The organism is Brevibacillus sp. M2.1A, assembly GCF_013284355.2.
Taxonomy (GTDB): domain Bacteria; phylum Bacillota; class Bacilli; order Brevibacillales; family Brevibacillaceae; genus Brevibacillus.
The window spans coordinates 2,821,246-2,837,500 of the sequence record NZ_JABSUY020000001.1; the positions used below are offsets into that span (position 1 = coordinate 2,821,246).

A 16,255-nucleotide genomic window follows, 5' to 3' on the forward strand; every position below is an offset into this window, starting at 1 on the left:
GGGTGATTGGTCATCGAGCTTACCAAACGACAAGAGCACATCTTACAGATAGTGAAGGATGATGGACCGATAACAGGAGAACATATCGCGGAGCGACTGAATTTGACTCGCGCGACGCTGCGCCCTGATTTATCCATCCTCACAATGTCAGGATATTTAGAAGCCAGACCTCGGGTCGGGTATTTTTATGCCGGCAGACCCGCAAGCTCAGTCATAAGTGAACGGCTTCACAAGCTTCTCGTCAATGACTACAAGGCGGTACCGATTGTGGTTTCCGAATCCGCCTCGGCTTACGACGCTATCGTTACCCTCTTTTTGGAGGATGTTGGCACGTTATTCGTCGTCAATCAAAAAGGATACTTGGCTGGCGTGATCTCACGAAAAGACCTCCTGCGGGCTTCTTTAGGGAATAAGACGCTGGAGGATGTGCCGGTCAGCATTATCATGTCTAGGATGCCGAATATCATTACATGTGCACCTGATGAGACCTTGTACGCAGCCGCCAAAAAGCTGATTGATTTTCAGATCGATTCTCTGCCTGTCGTGAGGCCGAGCGAGGAAGATCCGAAGCATATGGAGCTGTTGGGGCGCGTCACCAAGACGACGATCGCGAAAGCATTTGTAGAATTGGGTAGCGAACCGAAAGTGTAGGAGGAGAAGCGATGCAAGGTAATCAGCGAGGACAGCTCATCTATGTAGTCTCAGACTCCATCGGCGAAACGGCCGAACTTGTCGTTCGCGCAGGAGCTAGTCAGTTTGATCGTTTTTTGTTTGATGTACAAAAGTATCCGTATATTGAAGACAAGGAATCGATTGACGAAATCATTGCTTCGGCAAAAGAATCGCGGGCAATGATCGTATTTACTCTGGTCATTCCGGAGCTGAATGCGTATATTACAAAACAAGCTGCTCTTCACGGAATTCCGGCTCTTGATGTTATGGGGCCTTTGATGAATACATTGCAGGGCATGTTGAAAGAGCCGCCAACAGGAAGACCGGGCTTGGTACGCCGACTGGATGAAGAGTATTTCCGCAAAGTAGACGCCATCGAGTTTGCCGTCAAATACGACGATGGTCGGGACCCACGCGGCCTGTTGCGAGCAGATGTGGTTTTGATTGGCGTTTCGCGTACTTCCAAGACGCCTCTTTCCATGTATTTGGCTAACAAACGACTTAAGGTTGCCAATGTTCCGCTTGTCCCGGAGGTAGAGCCACCGGAAGAATTGTTCCAACTGCCAGTAGAGCGGTGTATCGGTCTTACCATCAATCCGGAGCAATTGAACGGCATTCGGACAGAGCGTCTGAAGGCACTGGGATTGACTGCACAAGCAAATTACGCCAATCTCGAGCGGATTGCCGAAGAACTGGCTTATTCCAAACGCATTATTGAGCGCCTCGGATGTACTGTTATCGATGTTTCCAACAAGGCAGTAGAAGAAACGGCAAACATCATTTTGGAGATGATTCGAAAAAACAATCTCCGCAATGAAAGGAAATAGGCCAAAAGAAGGATTTTGGCGTTTTTTGTAGAAAATCAATTAGCCGGGATACTTATCATCCGTGATTTTCTCAGCGTTTATTGCCCTAAGAAATGTGGAAAAGTAGAAAAGAAGAAAAGAAGTTTGATGCAAAGAAGGAAATTGACGAATTTTGACGAACTAAATATTCTCACGTGCGATTCTCCTTATAAAGGTGGAAAGACATGACTGGTCCCACTTCAGATGAATTTGTAAATCAAGTGCGTGCCGCTGTCGACATCGTAGACGTTGTAGGAGAGTACGTTCAACTGAGAAAAAGCGGTCGTGCCTTTCTCGGTCTATGTCCGTTTCACTCTGAAAAGAGCCCTTCCTTCAACGTAAATGCAGAGCGACAGTTTTTTCATTGCTTTGGCTGTGGAGCAGGTGGGGATATCTTTTCCTTTTTAATGAAACTGGAGCAATTGACTTTTCCAGAGGCACTGCACAAATTGGCGGAGCGTGCCGGAATAGCTGTGCCCCAGCCGCAGCAAGTAGAGGATTCACCTGAAAAACGGATGAAGCATGCGATGCAGGAAGCGCATACGTTCGTTTCACGCCTCTACCACTACGTGCTAACGAAAACCCCCTATGGCGCAGAAGCGATGAAGTATCTCGCAAAGCGCGGAATGTCTGAGGCGACAATAGCCGAATACCAAATCGGATTCGCCCCGGATTCCTGGGATTTCGTGACGCAGCAGTTGACAAAGCGGGGATTTTCACAGGAATTGATGGTGGAAGCAGGGCTTTTGGCCAGGAGCGATGCAGGAAAAATCTTTGATCGCTTTCGAGGTCGCATCATGTTTCCGATCCAGGATTCCCAAGGTAACGTCATCGGATTTGGAGGGCGCTTACTGCAAGGATCGAAGCCCAATTCCAACCAAAAGTCTCAACCCAAGTATCTGAATAGCCCGGAAAGCCTTTTGTTCAACAAAAGTGCTACGCTGTTTAATCTTCATCGTGCGCGCCCCATTATTAGAAAGAGAAAAGAGGCGCTGTTGTTTGAAGGATATGTCGATGTCATATCGGCATGGCAGGCGGGTTTTATGCAAGGTATTGCCACTTTGGGAACAGCCTTGACGGAGCAGCAGGCCAGAATTCTTCGTCGCAATACAGAGTCAGTCGTACTTTGTTATGACGGAGATGCTGCAGGACAAGAAGCAACGAGCAAAGCGATTCACGTTTTGCAGCAAGCCGGTTTGATCGTTCGAGTAGCTCCACTTCCACAAGGAGTGGACCCGGATGATTACATCCGCCAGCATGGGGCTGAAGCATTTTCCCAGCAGGTATTGTTACAGGCGATGCCGATTACGGCTTTCCGTCTGAAACATTTGCGCAGTCAGTTCGTAATAAAAGATGAGACGGACAAAGCTCGCTTAATCGCGAAGGCGGTCGAGATCATCAACGAGCTTAGCAGCCCGGTGGAACGGGACATGTACCAACGGCAATTGGCTGAAGAATACTCCCTTACTCTCGGTGATCTCAAATGGGAGTCCAAACGCGCCTACAATCAGCAAAAAAGTGAGCGCCAAAGGGATAAAGTGACGCCAGCATGGAATAATAGTATAAATAATGGCAAAGTTACGCTCGCGAAATCACTGCCACCCGCTTATCACACGGCTGAGCGCATGCTGCTTTACTACATGATGCGGAACGTAGAAATCGCTGCCCGCGTCCAACAAGAATGCAGCGCCCACTTTCAGGTGGATGAACACGATGCGCTGGCTGCCTACCTGTACGCCTACTATGCAGAGGGAAACCCGGAAGACCCTGGAAAGTTTATACATTATGTGCAAGACGATTTGTTAAAGCAATTAGCCTCGGGATTGGCCATGATGGAGTGCAACAACGACGTATCTGAGTTGGAGATCGGTGACTACATCAAACAAGTGAATAACTACCCGAAGCGTGCCGAGTTGGAACGATTGCGCGATGAGCAGCGGAGCTTACACCTCCAAGCGGCCGCAGCGGACAGCGAGGATGCGCGCAAACAACTTGAACTTCAAGCAGCCGTTACAGGGATGAAGATTCTTGAATTGGAAAATGCTTTAAAAGAAGGGTAGCTTCAGATCATTCCCGGGGAAGGAGGGAAAGTAGATGAACAAGCAAAATATCACTTCCGACATGGAAGCAATGTCCATCGAACAAGTGAAGGAACAGTTGGTCGAATTAGGCAAGAAACGCGGCGTGTTGTCGTATAAAGAAATTACGGATCGCCTGGCAGGTTTTGAGCAGGATTCTGATCAAATGGATGAGTTTTTTGAATATCTTGGTGATCAAGGCATTGAGATTAACAACAATGAGAATGAAGATGACGATGATGAAGTCGATCAAATGATCATCAAGGACGAGGACAACGAAGAATTTGATTTTGACGATCTCTCCGTTCCGCCTGGAATCAAGATCAATGACCCTGTACGGATGTATCTGAAGGAAATTGGTCGAGTTCCTCTGCTCTCCGCAGAAGAGGAGATTAAACTGGCACAGCGAATTGAACAAGGTGATGAGGAAGCCAAAAGACGTTTGGCTGAGGCGAACTTGCGATTGGTTGTATCGATCGCGAAGCGTTATGTAGGACGCGGTATGCTATTCCTCGACTTGATTCAAGAAGGGAACATGGGCCTGATTAAAGCGGTGGAAAAGTTTGACTATCGCAAAGGCTACAAGTTCAGTACGTATGCGACCTGGTGGATTCGCCAAGCGATTACCCGTGCTATTGCAGACCAGGCTAGAACGATCCGGATTCCGGTTCACATGGTGGAAACGATCAATAAATTAATCCGCGTTTCCCGTCAGCTTCTGCAAGAGCTAGGTCGTGAACCTATGCCAGAAGAAATCGCTGAAAAAATGGATCTTACTCCGGAAAAAGTTCGGGAAATCATGAAGATTGCTCAAGAACCAGTATCCCTGGAGACTCCAATTGGGGAAGAAGACGATTCCCACTTAGGTGATTTCATTGAGGATCAGGATGCATTGGAGCCATCTGATGCCGCTGCCTATGAACTTTTGAAAGAACAGTTGGAAGACGTTTTGGATACATTAACAGACCGGGAAGAAAATGTACTGCGTCTGCGTTTTGGGCTAGATGACGGACGTACACGGACGTTAGAAGAAGTAGGCAAAGTGTTTGGCGTAACCCGTGAACGGATTCGTCAGATTGAAGCAAAAGCTCTTCGCAAATTGCGTCATCCGAGTAGAAGTAAACGCTTAAAAGATTTCTTGGAATAACCGATATAAGAAGTATGTGGCCTACGTTAGCCGACGTAGGCTTTTCTTATTCATGAAGGAAAACACTTTTTGTCGTAGTTAGGAGGGGCCGCGTTGGACGACCAGCGCAAGCGCACGATCATCGCCGAAATTGAAAACTGGCGGCGCAACCATTTACTGCCTGAACATTACTGCATCTTCTTGTTAAACCTGTATACAGAAGGGGATCGGCCAAATACACCGGCGTCCGCAGGCGGGAATGAGCGAATGGGAACGGCACCGGGTGTGCTGTCAGGAAAAGTCAATTCAACATCATCTGTCACAAATACATATGCACCTAGAACTGTCTCTCCAGTGACGGGGAAAATGGTAGTGGCATGGCTCCTTGGTGCCTTTGTCATTGCTGGTTTGATCTTACTTGCTTTTCATTTTAACCGTTTTCAAACCCCAATGCAAATTACCATCTTTGCCTGTTTCGCACTCGTTTTCTATATTCTGGGACTCGTTTATCGAAGGTCGGCCCCGCCATTGACGCATTTATTCCTGGCTTTGTCTTTTCTGATCTTGATCGCGGGAGGCGTTTATTGTATCCAAAAATTGGATGGTAGCATGCCATTCGTTCTGTTCTATTTAGGCTTTGTTTGCATGTTACTGTGCATCAGTGCTATTGTTTTCGGTTATGCTTATTTGCTCTATGCAGGCTTACTGGGTTTGGCCATCTTGTATGGCATTACAACCGTTCATCGGGTAGGGATAGACTATACTTGGTGGACATCGGAGTTGTACTGGGTACCGCTTGCGTGCTTGCTCACGGGTATGGGCTTCTTGATGAATAAGGCTAATTCGAAATGGGCGGGAGTATTTGCTGTATGTGGACTTGCCTTTTTCTTTGGTGCAGAGATACAGGCTCTGTATATTCCAGCAGCGAAGCGGGATATGATTCAATTGCTGTTGTTCATCAAGGTGTTCATCGCGTCCATTTTGTTTTTCTTCACGCGTGGATATTGGTATGCATGGTTGCGGCTGTAAGACTCGTTTTCCTCTCGCTGCTTATTTGTTACAATTTCTGAAGAGCGCAAACGGGGTGAATAGATGAACAACAAGTGGAAAGTATTAGTCGGTATTTTGCTGGCGGCTTTTTTTCTGGGTGGAGAAACAATAGCCAAATTTATGGGTGTACATACATACAGCATCGGATTCATAGCAGCATCTGTATCTTTTTTGGGAGCGATTTTATTAGGAGCACGCCGATCTTAGGCGTGTTTTTTTTTAGAAATTACCACATGAATCCAAAATCGTGGTGTATAATGGTAAGAGTATTCTGAACAAACGCTCAGTCAAAATTGTGTGTTTCTTGATAGTTCTTAACTAAAGCGTTTTCAAGGGGGCAGCGATTATGAACTTCGATTTGACTTCAGAACAACAAATGTTGAAAAAAATGATACGCGAGTTTGCTGATGAGGTAGTGGCGCCAGGAGCAGATGAACGCGATCAAACTAAACAATTTCCTGTCGAAATATTCAAGCAGATGAGCGAGCTGAACCTGATGGGTCTTCCCTTCTCTGAAAAATACGGGGGTGCGGGAGCTGATTCCACGAGTTTTGCAATCGTTGTAGAAGAGCTAAGTCGTGCATGTGGTTCTACAGGAATCACGTATTCGGCGCATATCTCGTTAGGTGGCGCTCCACTGGCTTTGTTTGGAACGGAAGAGCAAAAGCTGAACTATTTAAGCAAAATCTGTTCCGGCGAGAGCTTTGGCGCATTTGGCTTGACGGAACCGAATGCAGGATCTGACGCAGGTGGAACGAAAACGAATGCGGTCTTGGCTGACGGGGAGTGGACGATTAACGGCTCCAAATGCTTCATAACCAATGCTTCCTATGCTTCATTTCTCGCCTTGACAGCTGTGACTGACAAAGATCAGGGCTCACGTGGTATTACTGCTTTTATCGTTCCGACAGATGCACCGGGTTTTCAAGTACTGGCGAACTATGAAAAGCTCGGCTTGCACAGCTCTAATACAACCGAGCTCGTTCTTGAAAATGTGAGAGTGCCAGAGGAAAACGTCCTTGGAAAGCGAGGCGAAGGCTTCAAGCAGTTCCTCATTACACTTGATGGTGGGCGAATTGGGATCGGAGCGATGGCAGTAGGAATTGCTCAGGCTGCCTACGACAAGGCACTGCAATACTCGAAGCAGCGTACAGCTTTTGGGAATTCCTTGAGTCATTTTCAAGCGATCCAGCACAAGCTGGCGGATATGGCGATGCAAATAGAGCTGGCGAGAACGATGGTGTATAAAGCAGCGTGGCTGAAGGATCATGGTCGCAAATTTACGAAAGAAGCGGCTATGGCAAAATTGTATGCATCGGAGATTGCCATGTCTGCTACTCATCAGGCTATTCAGATTCACGGCGGCTATGGTTATATGCGGGAGTATCAGGTAGAACGATTTTTCCGCGATGCCCGACTGTTAGAGATCGGAGAGGGGACTTCAGAGATTCTGCGTAATGTTATCGCAAGAGAAATCGGTTGCTAGCCTTTTTGTGTTTGAGAACAAAGAGCATGACTGCCAGTGTTAACTGACAGCCATGGCTCTTTTTTTGTTTTTTACTTTTTATTGATCGCCAGGCTGTACAGTTGGGAATCCAAATCCACTAGCAATATCGTCTCCTAGAGCAGCGCTTGAGCCACCTTTGATGTCATTTCCTTTCGCGCGTTTTTGCAATTCCACGCGAACATTTTGAGAGCTCCAAGATGGATTGGAAGCCCAGATTTTTGCAGCCAAACCTGAAATGTGTGGAGTTGCCATGGAGGTTCCGCTGATGGAATTATAGCCTCCGTTATTCCATGTAGATTGAATAGCGCGTCCTGGTGCTGATACTTCCACATCGCGTTCTTGAATCACGTAGTCTCCCGCCTGCCCGCTCTTGCCACGAGAAGAGAAGTCAGCCACACGGTAGGTACCGTTTTGTTGAACATTCTCTAACGCTGCTACGGCTACTGTATTCACTAATGCTCCAGGGTAGCCAATGCTATTCACTGTCGGTCCAGAGTTACCAGCCGCAGCGACGACTAATACACCTTTTTGGTTTGCATACGTGATGGCACTTTCCATAAGGGTGCTCTTACCGCTAGAGCCAAGAGACATAGAGACGATCGTTTTCACGCCTAATTGAGCGGACTGGTCAGCAGCGTAACGAATAGCATAGGCAATGTCATCCTCATAGCCGGAACCGGAGTCATCCAATACTTTATATGCCCATAGCTTTGCATCTGGTGCTACACCATAAATACCTGCGCCACCACCGCCGTTAGCGAGAACAGTCCCGGCGACGTGTGTTCCATGACCATGCGCATCATTGCAAGCGCCGGTAACAACAGGAGAAGCTTGCGTGAAATCGTTGCACTGCTCTGCGTTAGCGGTTAGGTCCGGATGTTGCGTATACACGCCAGTATCCAGAACTGCAACACGAACATCTGCACCGCCAGTCGTAGAGGAGAGGGACTGGTTCTTATAGATTGCTTTAATTCCCCACGGAACGACTGCCGCAGGAGAGAACTCTGGCTCGCTTGCCTGATCTTCTTCTATATACTCAGCGATCTTTAATTTTTGCAATACTGTAATTTTTACATTGGGATCGCTTTTCAGTTGGTCAAGTTGATCGCTATTTACATCAAGGGTAAAGCCATCTTCGCCAAAATCATGGCGTACTTCCAAAGGTCCAGCAAAATAACCGGTTCTCACATCCGAATCTGACTGAATTAATACCCGTTCAGTTCCAAATTCATTGAATGAATCGTTACTTGCTGCCCCCACACCTGTGAAGACACTCATCACTAGCGCCGATGAGAGTAATCCCATTCCCCACCACTTGCCGGTTCTTTTTTTCATACTGTTCTCCTCCTTAAAGAGTATTTAGTTTATGTAGTTCGTGATGTTCATGGCGTTAATATACATATCTGTAAAAAATTTGTAAATATTTATTTATTAAAATAAAGTTCACAATTTAATAAAAATTAAGTTAAATTACATAAAACATCAAAAAAACAACGTCATATTTAAAAAAATCGCTTGTAATTCCGAACATTACATCCAACGTAACAGTCACCTGAAGCTTCCTGACTGTCACACATGGTTCCCCCTTAGTTGCCATATCTTTTGTTGGGTGCAACAGCGAGGATTTTGTCGTTCTTTGCTGAGTATCTGTTAGGGATTTAGCATTTCGCAATTGCTGCCAAATAGGGTAGAATAGAGGCAACGGAAGGTGAGTATACAGATGACATCAGTATCAATATCCAAGCGGCTACAAACGATTGCCCGCTATTGTCCAGAAGGAGCCCGCGTCGCCGACATCGGGTCGGATCATGCGTTGTTGGCTTCTTATTTGCTTGTAAAAGGAATTGCTTCTTTCGTAATCGCAGGCGAATTGAATGAAGGGCCTTTTCAAGCGGCACAAAAACAAATACATACATTGCAGGTAAAAGACCGCGCTTCGGTGCGTAAAGGAAACGGGCTCGCGGTAGTACAACCAGGCGAAGCAGATGTGATCTGCATTGCTGGGATGGGCGGACAATTGATCGTTTCCATTTTGGAAGCAGGAAAAGACAAACTGGAAGGCGTACAACGCCTGATTCTGCAACCAAACGTAGGAGAAGAAGCGGTTCGCCTGTGGATGATAGAGAACGGTTGGCAGTTAATTGCCGAGTCCATTTTGCAGGAAGACGGCGTGATTTATGAGATTCTCGTCGCAGAACGAGGCAATCCTACCTTGCCTTATGAGGGCAAAGATCGTACACAGCAAGAGCTCCTGCGCATTGGTCCATTTCTTTGGATGGAAAAATCAGAGGTATTACAAGAGAAGTGGCTGCATGAGCATGAAAAATGGCAAAAGATCATCGTTCAATTAAAGCGTTCGGACAAGCCGGAAGCAGCAGAACGAATAAAAGAAATCGAAGCAGAAGTAAAATGGATCGATGAGGTGATCGCATGCTTGCGCACGGACAAACAGTAATTCAATATATAGAACGTCTGGCACCTAAATCGTTGGCGATGGAAGGCGACAAGATTGGTCTTCATGTAGGCACCTTGCAAAAAAAGGTAAAAAAAGTGATGATCGCATTAGACGTACTGGAATCTGTGGTGGATGAAGCAATCGCAGAGGGTGTCGACCTGATTGTGGCTCACCACGCCGTCATATATCGACCACTGAAACACCTGAGGACGGATCTCGCCGCAGGACGCGTGTTCGAAAAGCTGATCAAGCACGACATTGCGGTATATACAGCTCATACCAATTTGGATGTTGCGTACGGGGGAATGAACGATTGGCTTGCAGAAGCAGTTGGACTCACTGACGTAGATGTACTGGATGTTCTTTCACGAGAGGCTTGGAAGAAGCTCATCGTATTCGTGCCTGCTACCCATAAGGAAGCAGTGTTTTCTGCACTTGCTGAAGCGGGTGCTGGGCATGTAGGTAACTATAGCCACTGTTCTTTTCAGACAGAAGGCACTGGAACCTTTTGGCCAGGGGAAGGAACGAATCCCCATATCGGTTCGAGAGGTCAACTGGAAAAAGTAGAGGAAGTTCGCATCGAGATGATTGTTCCTGCGTCCAGGCAATCGGCTGTGGTCAAAGCAATGCTTGCTGCCCATCCCTACGAAGAAGTCGCCTATGACATCATTCCACTAGAGCAATCAGGAACTGTGTACGGAATTGGGCGTATCGGCAGTCTGCCTACACCACTGACGCTCCGTGAGTTTGCTTTGCTCGTCAAAGAACGGTTTGCCCTACATGGTCTTCGCGTAGTTGGTGACTTGGATGCGACAGTCAAAAAAGTAGCGGTAGTAGGTGGAGACGGCAGCTCCTTTGTTTCCAAAGCCATTTTTAAAGGCGCGGATGTTTATTTAACAGGAGACATTGGCTATCACACCGCACACGATGCGCAAGCGGAAGGCTTGTCGATCGTAGATGCTGGTCACAATATCGAAAAAATCATGAAGGAAAAGCTGGCAACCATCTTGCTTGAGCAATTGCAGGCAAATGGTTACGAGACAGAGGTTATTCCTTCGCGCGTGCACACAGATCCGTTCCAGTTTGTTTAAGACGTAGCAGGACCAACCTTTTGTTGCCTGCCAGATGAAGTGTAGGAGGATTTTATGTGCAAAAACTAATCCGGACGATTTCTTGTGGATTACTGACATTAAGCTTACTCTCCCCCGGCGTCGCATCAGCGGCTGGGGGCTTATTGCCATACAATGACATCAGCAAGCACTGGGCGAGAAAAGCAATCATTCAAGGTGTGCAGCTCGGTTTGTTTGAGGCTGGTCCCAATGTTCCGAAGTTTTACCCAAATCGTGACATGACGCGTGCGGAATTTCTTGTCATGGTCGATCGTCTTTATTACGGCGGGCAGTATCAGATCTATCCCCTTACTTTCTTATCCGAGCATTCGGAGTGGGCGCGGGCAGAAGGTTTTCAGGAACCGTATTTGCCGTATAAAGATGTTGATCGCCTGACGTGGATGTACAAACCGACGTTGCGCGTCTCCACGATCTTGGATAGACTGTACGGTCCAAATGCGATTCAGTATATTTTTCCTGGTGAGATGATGAATCCGAATCAACCGATCACCAACGAAGAAGCTGCCAAGATATTGCAAATGTTCACGATGTCTCCAGATAGTAAAAATGCTTGGGAAGAAGTTAGTTCCTGGGGATGGCTAAAGGGAGAAAAAACGGATCGGGTGAAGCGGGGAGATGCTGCAGTCGCTGCTGATCGCATGGTGGATTATTTCCTTCAGGATGGAATCATGCCTCTGCTGGATTACGACGGGAAAAAGTTCCCCATGGTCCCGGATATCGATGAGGTATTGCCGTTATTCGCAACCTATACAGATCCCAAAACAACAGAAGAACAGATTTATGTAGATGCGGCTGCCGCTATTCGCAGTAGAAATGATAGTGAAGAGACCTTCGAACAGTTACGCAAGCTGGCGGATTCCTCCTTCCCTAATCAAGTCGGTGTTCACTATTTATTGAGCTGGAATCCTGAAACACCGATTGAAACCAATCTCGAGGAAGCTTTTCTTGCTATCGATGCTTACTTCGAAGACAAAATCATTCTCCCGGACACACTCGGGCTGTTGAGTGCCAATGTGTATGATATTTCATTGCAGCTAGGGAACAAGGATCAAAGCCAATACAAAAAAGTGCTCGACCGACTTGGTGCTTATGAACAAAAAGTGAAGCAAGATTCCAAAGAATGGGAATCGCTCGCCATGTATTTGGGGGCAATGGAAATCAGGAGTGGTCAGGGAGACCTGGCGATGGCACGTTACAAGCGATTTGCCGACAGGAGCCCGGAGGCATTGTTGAATACTTCCTATTATTATTTGCAGGAAGGACGCATGCAGGAAGCAGAAGAAGTTCTTGCTACGATGAAACCGAAAGCGTCAGACAGCAGAATGAATCAGCTGCACAAAATGTTGCGTCAAGAGTTCGCATCTTTAAAAGATCAGCCAGCTATTATTTCTGATTTGGGATACTCTTTGCGCCTGTTGGATAATGCCGACACCTACCAAGTGAAGGGTGAAGCGGTATTGAGTGGATTGACGTTCTCCTATACGCAGGATGTTAACAAGGAAAAACAAATAAGCAAAATATCCGGCTTTTATCAATCTCCGCAAAAGCTAATATCAGACAAGCTGCTCTCCTATACAGATGGGAAAACAAACACGCAATACTCGTATGATACGGATCGGCAGACATGGGACAAGAGCAAAACGGACAAAGTTGACTTCTTGCACGAGTGGGTTGGTGCTGTCAAGGTAGCTGATCGGGCCAAGGAGCTTCATGCACGCTACTACAAACAATCATACGGGAAGTACGACGTCATTACGGAGTGGATTCCGGGCTCTATGCTGGTAGAGAAATCAAAGAAGGTTATGCTCGGCCAAGGAAAAGTGAAAGAGGTTCCCTTGTTCATGAACAAGTATTATATTGATCGAGCTAGCGACCAGATTGTCAAACATACATGGCGTTATGAAGAAATTTATGAGGGCGACGAATACGTAGCCTATTCGGGTACCGACCAGTATGACTTTACAAGCAATGTTGAATTCTCGATACCTGATGATGTTCGAAAAGGGGTGGCGCCATGAAACGAATTAGTCAATGGGCAGTAGCAACAGTACTGCTATTCACAACTGTTCTTCCCGTGCAAGCGGCAGAGTATCCTTTCGAGGAAACAGAAGAAGTGTTCCAGCATGTCATAGAAAGCCACTTGAGCAAACCGACAGCCAAACAATTGGTAAAAGGAGCTTTAGAGGTGGTCAGTGAGCAGGCCAAAGAGAAAAAACAGCTTCAGTTCAAATTTTCAGAAGAAGATGACACCTGGGATGAGTTGGAATTGAGGCTCGAAGAATGGCAGAAGAAAGGCGGGTTTGATACGCCGACGATGAACACTTGGGCGATTGATGGAATGCTTTCCACGCTCAATGACCCACACAGCGTATTTTTTACCCAAGATGAATTGCGTCTGTTTCAATCTGACGTTGAAAATCAATTCGTTGGATTTGGCTTTCGTCTGCGGCGTCAAAATGATCATATTATCATCCGTGAAATCGTTCCGAATTCTCCAGCAGCCGCATCTTCTTTGCAACGAGGCGATCAATTGATCAAAGTCAATGAGACCTCGTTGGTCGGAAAGACTTTTGAAGAAGCGTATGCTTATTTGAAGGGCAACGAAGGGACTGAAGCCGTTCTTACAGTATATCGTCCATCTGACAAACGGGAGCACCAGGTAAAGTTGAAGCGTGTCTCCATGACCTTGCCGGAAGCGGAAGGACAGATGTTTACGAAAGGCGCGGTTGGCTATATCAGTCTTGAAACATTCGGATCAGAAGGAGCTATCCAGGTAAGGGATAAGCTTGCTGAACTTTCCCGTGTGCAAAAGCCGTTGTCCGGATTGGTGTTAGACCTGCGGGATAATGGCGGGGGATACTTGTCCACAGCGCGGGATATCGCGAGCCTCTTTATGGAAGAAGGCTTGCTCATGTATACCACGAATCGCAATGGGGTAGAGGTAGAGACGTGGGTACGAAATGGACAGGATATCGGCATTCCTGTGCGAATTTTGGTAAACGGTGGAACAGCTTCTGCATCTGAGCTGTTGTCGGGTGCGCTGCGTGATCATGGCATCGCCAAGCTTGTGGGTACCAAAACATTTGGAAAAGGAAGTGCCCAACAAGTTATTCCGTTGTCGGACGGTGACGCACTCAAGCTAACACTGAACGAATATTTTACGCCTAAACATACTGTTGTGAATCACGTAGGCCTTCAACCTGATATGGTTGTGGAGGATTATGGAGCACAAGTGGTTGAAGCCCTCCATTCATTAAAGGTCAATACGTGGGAACTGAGTGACGCAGAAGGCGATACAGTCATCAATGGAATTCCTTTCCCGACGGTGGATCCTCTCTTTAAACAAACGCCTCAAGGGCTGCAAATCCGAGCTGCTGTACTATCGCATTTGCTGGGGGATTCGTCCATTGGGGAAAAAGATTACGTAGCACTAGCTCCGTTTTTGAAGAAGTATCCTGCACTGAAACTGCAAACGAAAAATGGTGTCAACATCCTCACATTTACTTCGTGAGCATGGTCCCCTGTCGCTATTGGCGAGCGGGGGCTTTTTCTTTTTCAGGCGTATACTCGGTCATGCAAAATCGAACACTATCAAGTGCGACTATGACTATTACGACAAGAAGGGTGGCAGCTGAATGAAAAAGGTCATACTTTTCCTGATCGACTCCATGATGCCTGATGTTCTGGAGCGATGCATTGCTGCCAATAAAGCACCGGCACTTCGGTTTTTCATGGAGCATAGCCAGTACATACCAGATTGTGTGACCGTGTTCCCTACAATGACGGCTTCGATAGATTGCTCCCTCATTACGGGGGTCTATCCCGATCAGCACAAAGTGCCGGGGTTAGTTTGGTATGATGCCGAACAGAAAAAAATGGTGAATTATATTAATGGGGCCGCTTCAATCCGAAAAATAGGCATTTCGAGCTGTGCGGGAAACGTCCTTTTTGATTTGAACGAACGTCATCTGAGCAAGGATGTAAAAACAATTCATGAGGTACTGGAAGAAAACAATCTCGTATCCGGTTCCATCAATGTTATCGCCCACCGCGGACATAAGCAGCATAAGGTGAAAATGCCGACCTTGCTGGATACAATTACATCCTTTTCCCTGCGCGAAAAAATGAGTGGTCCAACGATCATGAGTATGGGGACACTGGTAAGCCCGGCGTTATTTCGTACCGTCCCGTGGGATTTCTCCCAATCGGCTTTGGAAGGCTACGGAATTAATGATACGTATGCAATCGATGTTATGATTGAGGTGATTCGCAGCGGTCAGCAGCCACATTTTACGCTGGTCTATCTGCCGGAAAATGATCATAAACTCCATAATTCCCCGGAGGATGCCGTACAGCACTTGGCAGATGTAGACAAGCAATTGGCTCGTTTGCTGGATAGCTTCGCATCATGGGAGCAAATGCTTGAGAGAAATGTATGCATTCTGATTAGTGATCATGGACAGACCGTCATCGGAGAAAGTGAGGACCACAATATACCGCTGGATCGTCTTTTGGCGAATTTTTCGATCCATGCGCTTGGTACTGATGTGACATCAGAAGTGGAAGTGGTCATTTGCAATAATGAGCGTATGACTTATTTGTATCCAGTGAATGAGACAGATCCGCTTTCTATTGTAAAAGCGGTTAGTGTGGAAGAAAGAATTGATTTGATTGCTTGGAAAGAGGGCGAGAAGGTAAAGGTGCGTCGGGGAGGAACACAACAGGAAATGTGTTTTTGGCGAAACGGGGAGTATCAAGATGCGTACGGTTCTTTTTGGTCCGTTGAAGGGGACGTTTCCGTGTTGGATGTGCAATATGATGGAGAAAGTCTTTCTTTTGATACATACCCGGATGCTTTTTCTCGACTATACGGGGCATTGTTCTCGCAGACCGGTGACGTGGTAGTTGTTACTGCGGCCAAAAACTATGAATTCTTATCGGAGTGTGCCCCCACGCATTTAGGTGGAGGAAGTCACGGATCACTGCATAAGCAAGATTCGCTAATTCCGTTAGTAATTGCAGGTGCTTCGGAGATGTTTCCACTTCCAGCAAGACTGGTAGATGTCAAAGACTTTATTCTCCGTGAGCTGGGGATTCTGTCAAACTCAGATCCACAATGACCGGGACATGATCGGACCAATTGACAGGTAGCAGCTCGTAATGCTCAATATTCCAGTGATGGGAAGCGAAAATATAGTCCAAACGTCGGCGGAAGGCAGGAAGCGTTGGCATTTTTTCCTGACCTGAGACAGTAGCACAGTCCATCAGGTGTGGAGTAAAGGATACATTACTCGCGTTAAAATCCCCCATTAGGAGGAATGGGGCTTTTGCGTGTTGCTGTATCAATGTCGACATGAGCTGTAGCTGGGCCAGTCTGCTTACTTGATTTAAG

At 46.8% G+C, this 16,255-nt stretch carries 14 protein-coding genes (1 of these 14 cut by a window edge); 12 read left to right on the plus strand and 2 right to left on the minus strand.

The window, feature by feature from the left end; genetic code table 11:
- Window positions 1–6: 6 nt before the first annotated feature.
- The 7 genes from HP567_RS13940 (at window position 7) to HP567_RS13970 (ending at window position 7,257) form a co-directional block, all read left to right on the plus strand.
- Window positions 7–651, plus strand: a complete 645-nt coding sequence (locus HP567_RS13940; RefSeq protein WP_173604593.1) for a helix-turn-helix transcriptional regulator — start codon at window positions 7–9, stop codon at window positions 649–651.
- An 11-nt stretch (window positions 652–662) separates the two neighbouring features.
- On the plus strand, window positions 663–1,499 hold the full coding sequence (locus tag HP567_RS13945; protein ID WP_173611449.1) for a pyruvate, water dikinase regulatory protein: 837 nt from the start codon (window positions 663–665) through the stop codon (window positions 1,497–1,499).
- Window positions 1,500–1,702: 203 nt separating this feature from the next.
- Complete coding sequence (dnaG, locus tag HP567_RS13950) at window positions 1,703–3,577, plus strand: DNA primase (protein WP_173611448.1); 1,875 nt, start codon at window positions 1,703–1,705, stop codon at window positions 3,575–3,577.
- Between the two features lie 34 nt (window positions 3,578–3,611).
- A complete protein-coding gene (gene rpoD / locus HP567_RS13955) occupies window positions 3,612–4,742 on the plus strand; it encodes an RNA polymerase sigma factor RpoD (RefSeq protein ID WP_047072497.1) in 1,131 nt (376 codons plus the stop codon).
- Window positions 4,743–4,835: 93 nt separating this feature from the next.
- Complete coding sequence (locus HP567_RS13960) at window positions 4,836–5,750, plus strand: hypothetical protein (RefSeq protein WP_173611447.1); 915 nt, start codon at window positions 4,836–4,838, stop codon at window positions 5,748–5,750.
- 63 nt (window positions 5,751–5,813) lie between these two features.
- A complete protein-coding gene (locus tag HP567_RS13965) occupies window positions 5,814–5,978 on the plus strand; it encodes a hypothetical protein (protein ID WP_173611446.1) in 165 nt (54 codons plus the stop codon).
- A 139-nt stretch (window positions 5,979–6,117) separates the two neighbouring features.
- Window positions 6,118–7,257: an acyl-CoA dehydrogenase gene (locus tag HP567_RS13970; protein WP_173611445.1), complete on the plus strand. Its 1,140-nt coding sequence runs from the start codon at window positions 6,118–6,120 to the stop codon at window positions 7,255–7,257.
- Between the two features lie 78 nt (window positions 7,258–7,335).
- Here the strand turns inward: HP567_RS13970 and HP567_RS13975 are convergent, their stop codons facing one another.
- Window positions 7,336–8,613 (minus strand): S8 family peptidase, encoded by a 1,278-nt coding sequence (locus HP567_RS13975; RefSeq protein ID WP_173611444.1) that lies wholly within the window; start codon window positions 8,611–8,613, stop codon window positions 7,336–7,338.
- Between the two features lie 385 nt (window positions 8,614–8,998).
- Between HP567_RS13975 and HP567_RS13980 the strand changes: the two genes are divergently transcribed.
- The 5 genes from HP567_RS13980 (at window position 8,999) to HP567_RS14000 (ending at window position 15,983) form a co-directional block, all read left to right on the plus strand.
- The gene (locus tag HP567_RS13980; protein ID WP_173611443.1) at window positions 8,999–9,733 is read left to right on the plus strand and encodes a tRNA (adenine(22)-N(1))-methyltransferase; all 735 of its coding nucleotides are present in this window, start codon (window positions 8,999–9,001) and stop codon (window positions 9,731–9,733) included.
- Window positions 9,709–10,824 (plus strand): Nif3-like dinuclear metal center hexameric protein, encoded by a 1,116-nt coding sequence (locus HP567_RS13985; RefSeq protein ID WP_173611442.1) that lies wholly within the window; start codon window positions 9,709–9,711, stop codon window positions 10,822–10,824. Before HP567_RS13980 ends, HP567_RS13985 begins: the two co-directional genes overlap by 25 nt.
- 56 nt (window positions 10,825–10,880) lie before the next feature.
- The gene (locus HP567_RS13990; RefSeq protein ID WP_173611441.1) at window positions 10,881–12,881 is read left to right on the plus strand and encodes an S-layer homology domain-containing protein; all 2,001 of its coding nucleotides are present in this window, start codon (window positions 10,881–10,883) and stop codon (window positions 12,879–12,881) included.
- Window positions 12,878–14,374, plus strand: coding sequence for a S41 family peptidase (locus HP567_RS13995; protein WP_173611440.1), 1,497 nt, complete (start codon window positions 12,878–12,880; stop codon window positions 14,372–14,374). The genes HP567_RS13990 and HP567_RS13995 overlap by 4 nt, the downstream gene beginning before the upstream one ends.
- Before the next feature lie 124 nt (window positions 14,375–14,498).
- Window positions 14,499–15,983, plus strand: coding sequence for an alkaline phosphatase family protein (locus tag HP567_RS14000; RefSeq protein WP_173611439.1), 1,485 nt, complete (start codon window positions 14,499–14,501; stop codon window positions 15,981–15,983).
- Here HP567_RS14000 and HP567_RS14005 read toward each other — a convergent pair.
- Window positions 15,937–16,255, minus strand: the 3' portion of a protein-coding gene (locus HP567_RS14005) for an endonuclease/exonuclease/phosphatase family protein (protein ID WP_173611438.1). Its footprint extends 362 nt past the window's final position; only the last 319 of its 681 coding nucleotides appear in the window; the start codon falls outside the window, past its right edge; its stop codon occupies window positions 15,937–15,939. The genes HP567_RS14000 and HP567_RS14005 overlap by 47 nt on opposite strands.

What these genes read in the sequence shown, in the direction of transcription:
- HP567_RS13945 (WP_173611449.1), top strand. Translation starts at nt 663, where the DNA reads ATGCAAGGTAATCAGCGAGGACAGCTCATCTATGTAGTCTCAGACTCC.
- dnaG (WP_173611448.1), top strand. Translation starts at nt 1,703, where the DNA reads ATGACTGGTCCCACTTCAGATGAATTTGTAAATCAAGTGCGTGCCGCT.
- rpoD (WP_047072497.1), top strand. Translation starts at nt 3,612, where the DNA reads ATGAACAAGCAAAATATCACTTCCGACATGGAAGCAATGTCCATCGAA.
- HP567_RS13965 (WP_173611446.1), top strand. Translation starts at nt 5,814, where the DNA reads ATGAACAACAAGTGGAAAGTATTAGTCGGTATTTTGCTGGCGGCTTTT.
- HP567_RS13970 (WP_173611445.1), top strand. Translation starts at nt 6,118, where the DNA reads ATGAACTTCGATTTGACTTCAGAACAACAAATGTTGAAAAAAATGATA.
- HP567_RS13975 (WP_173611444.1), bottom strand. Translation starts at nt 8,613, where the DNA reads ATGAAAAAAAGAACCGGCAAGTGGTGGGGAATGGGATTACTCTCATCG.
- HP567_RS13980 (WP_173611443.1), top strand. Translation starts at nt 8,999, where the DNA reads ATGACATCAGTATCAATATCCAAGCGGCTACAAACGATTGCCCGCTAT.
- HP567_RS13985 (WP_173611442.1), top strand. Translation starts at nt 9,709, where the DNA reads ATGCTTGCGCACGGACAAACAGTAATTCAATATATAGAACGTCTGGCA.
- HP567_RS13995 (WP_173611440.1), top strand. Translation starts at nt 12,878, where the DNA reads ATGAAACGAATTAGTCAATGGGCAGTAGCAACAGTACTGCTATTCACA.
- HP567_RS14000 (WP_173611439.1), top strand. Translation starts at nt 14,499, where the DNA reads ATGAAAAAGGTCATACTTTTCCTGATCGACTCCATGATGCCTGATGTT.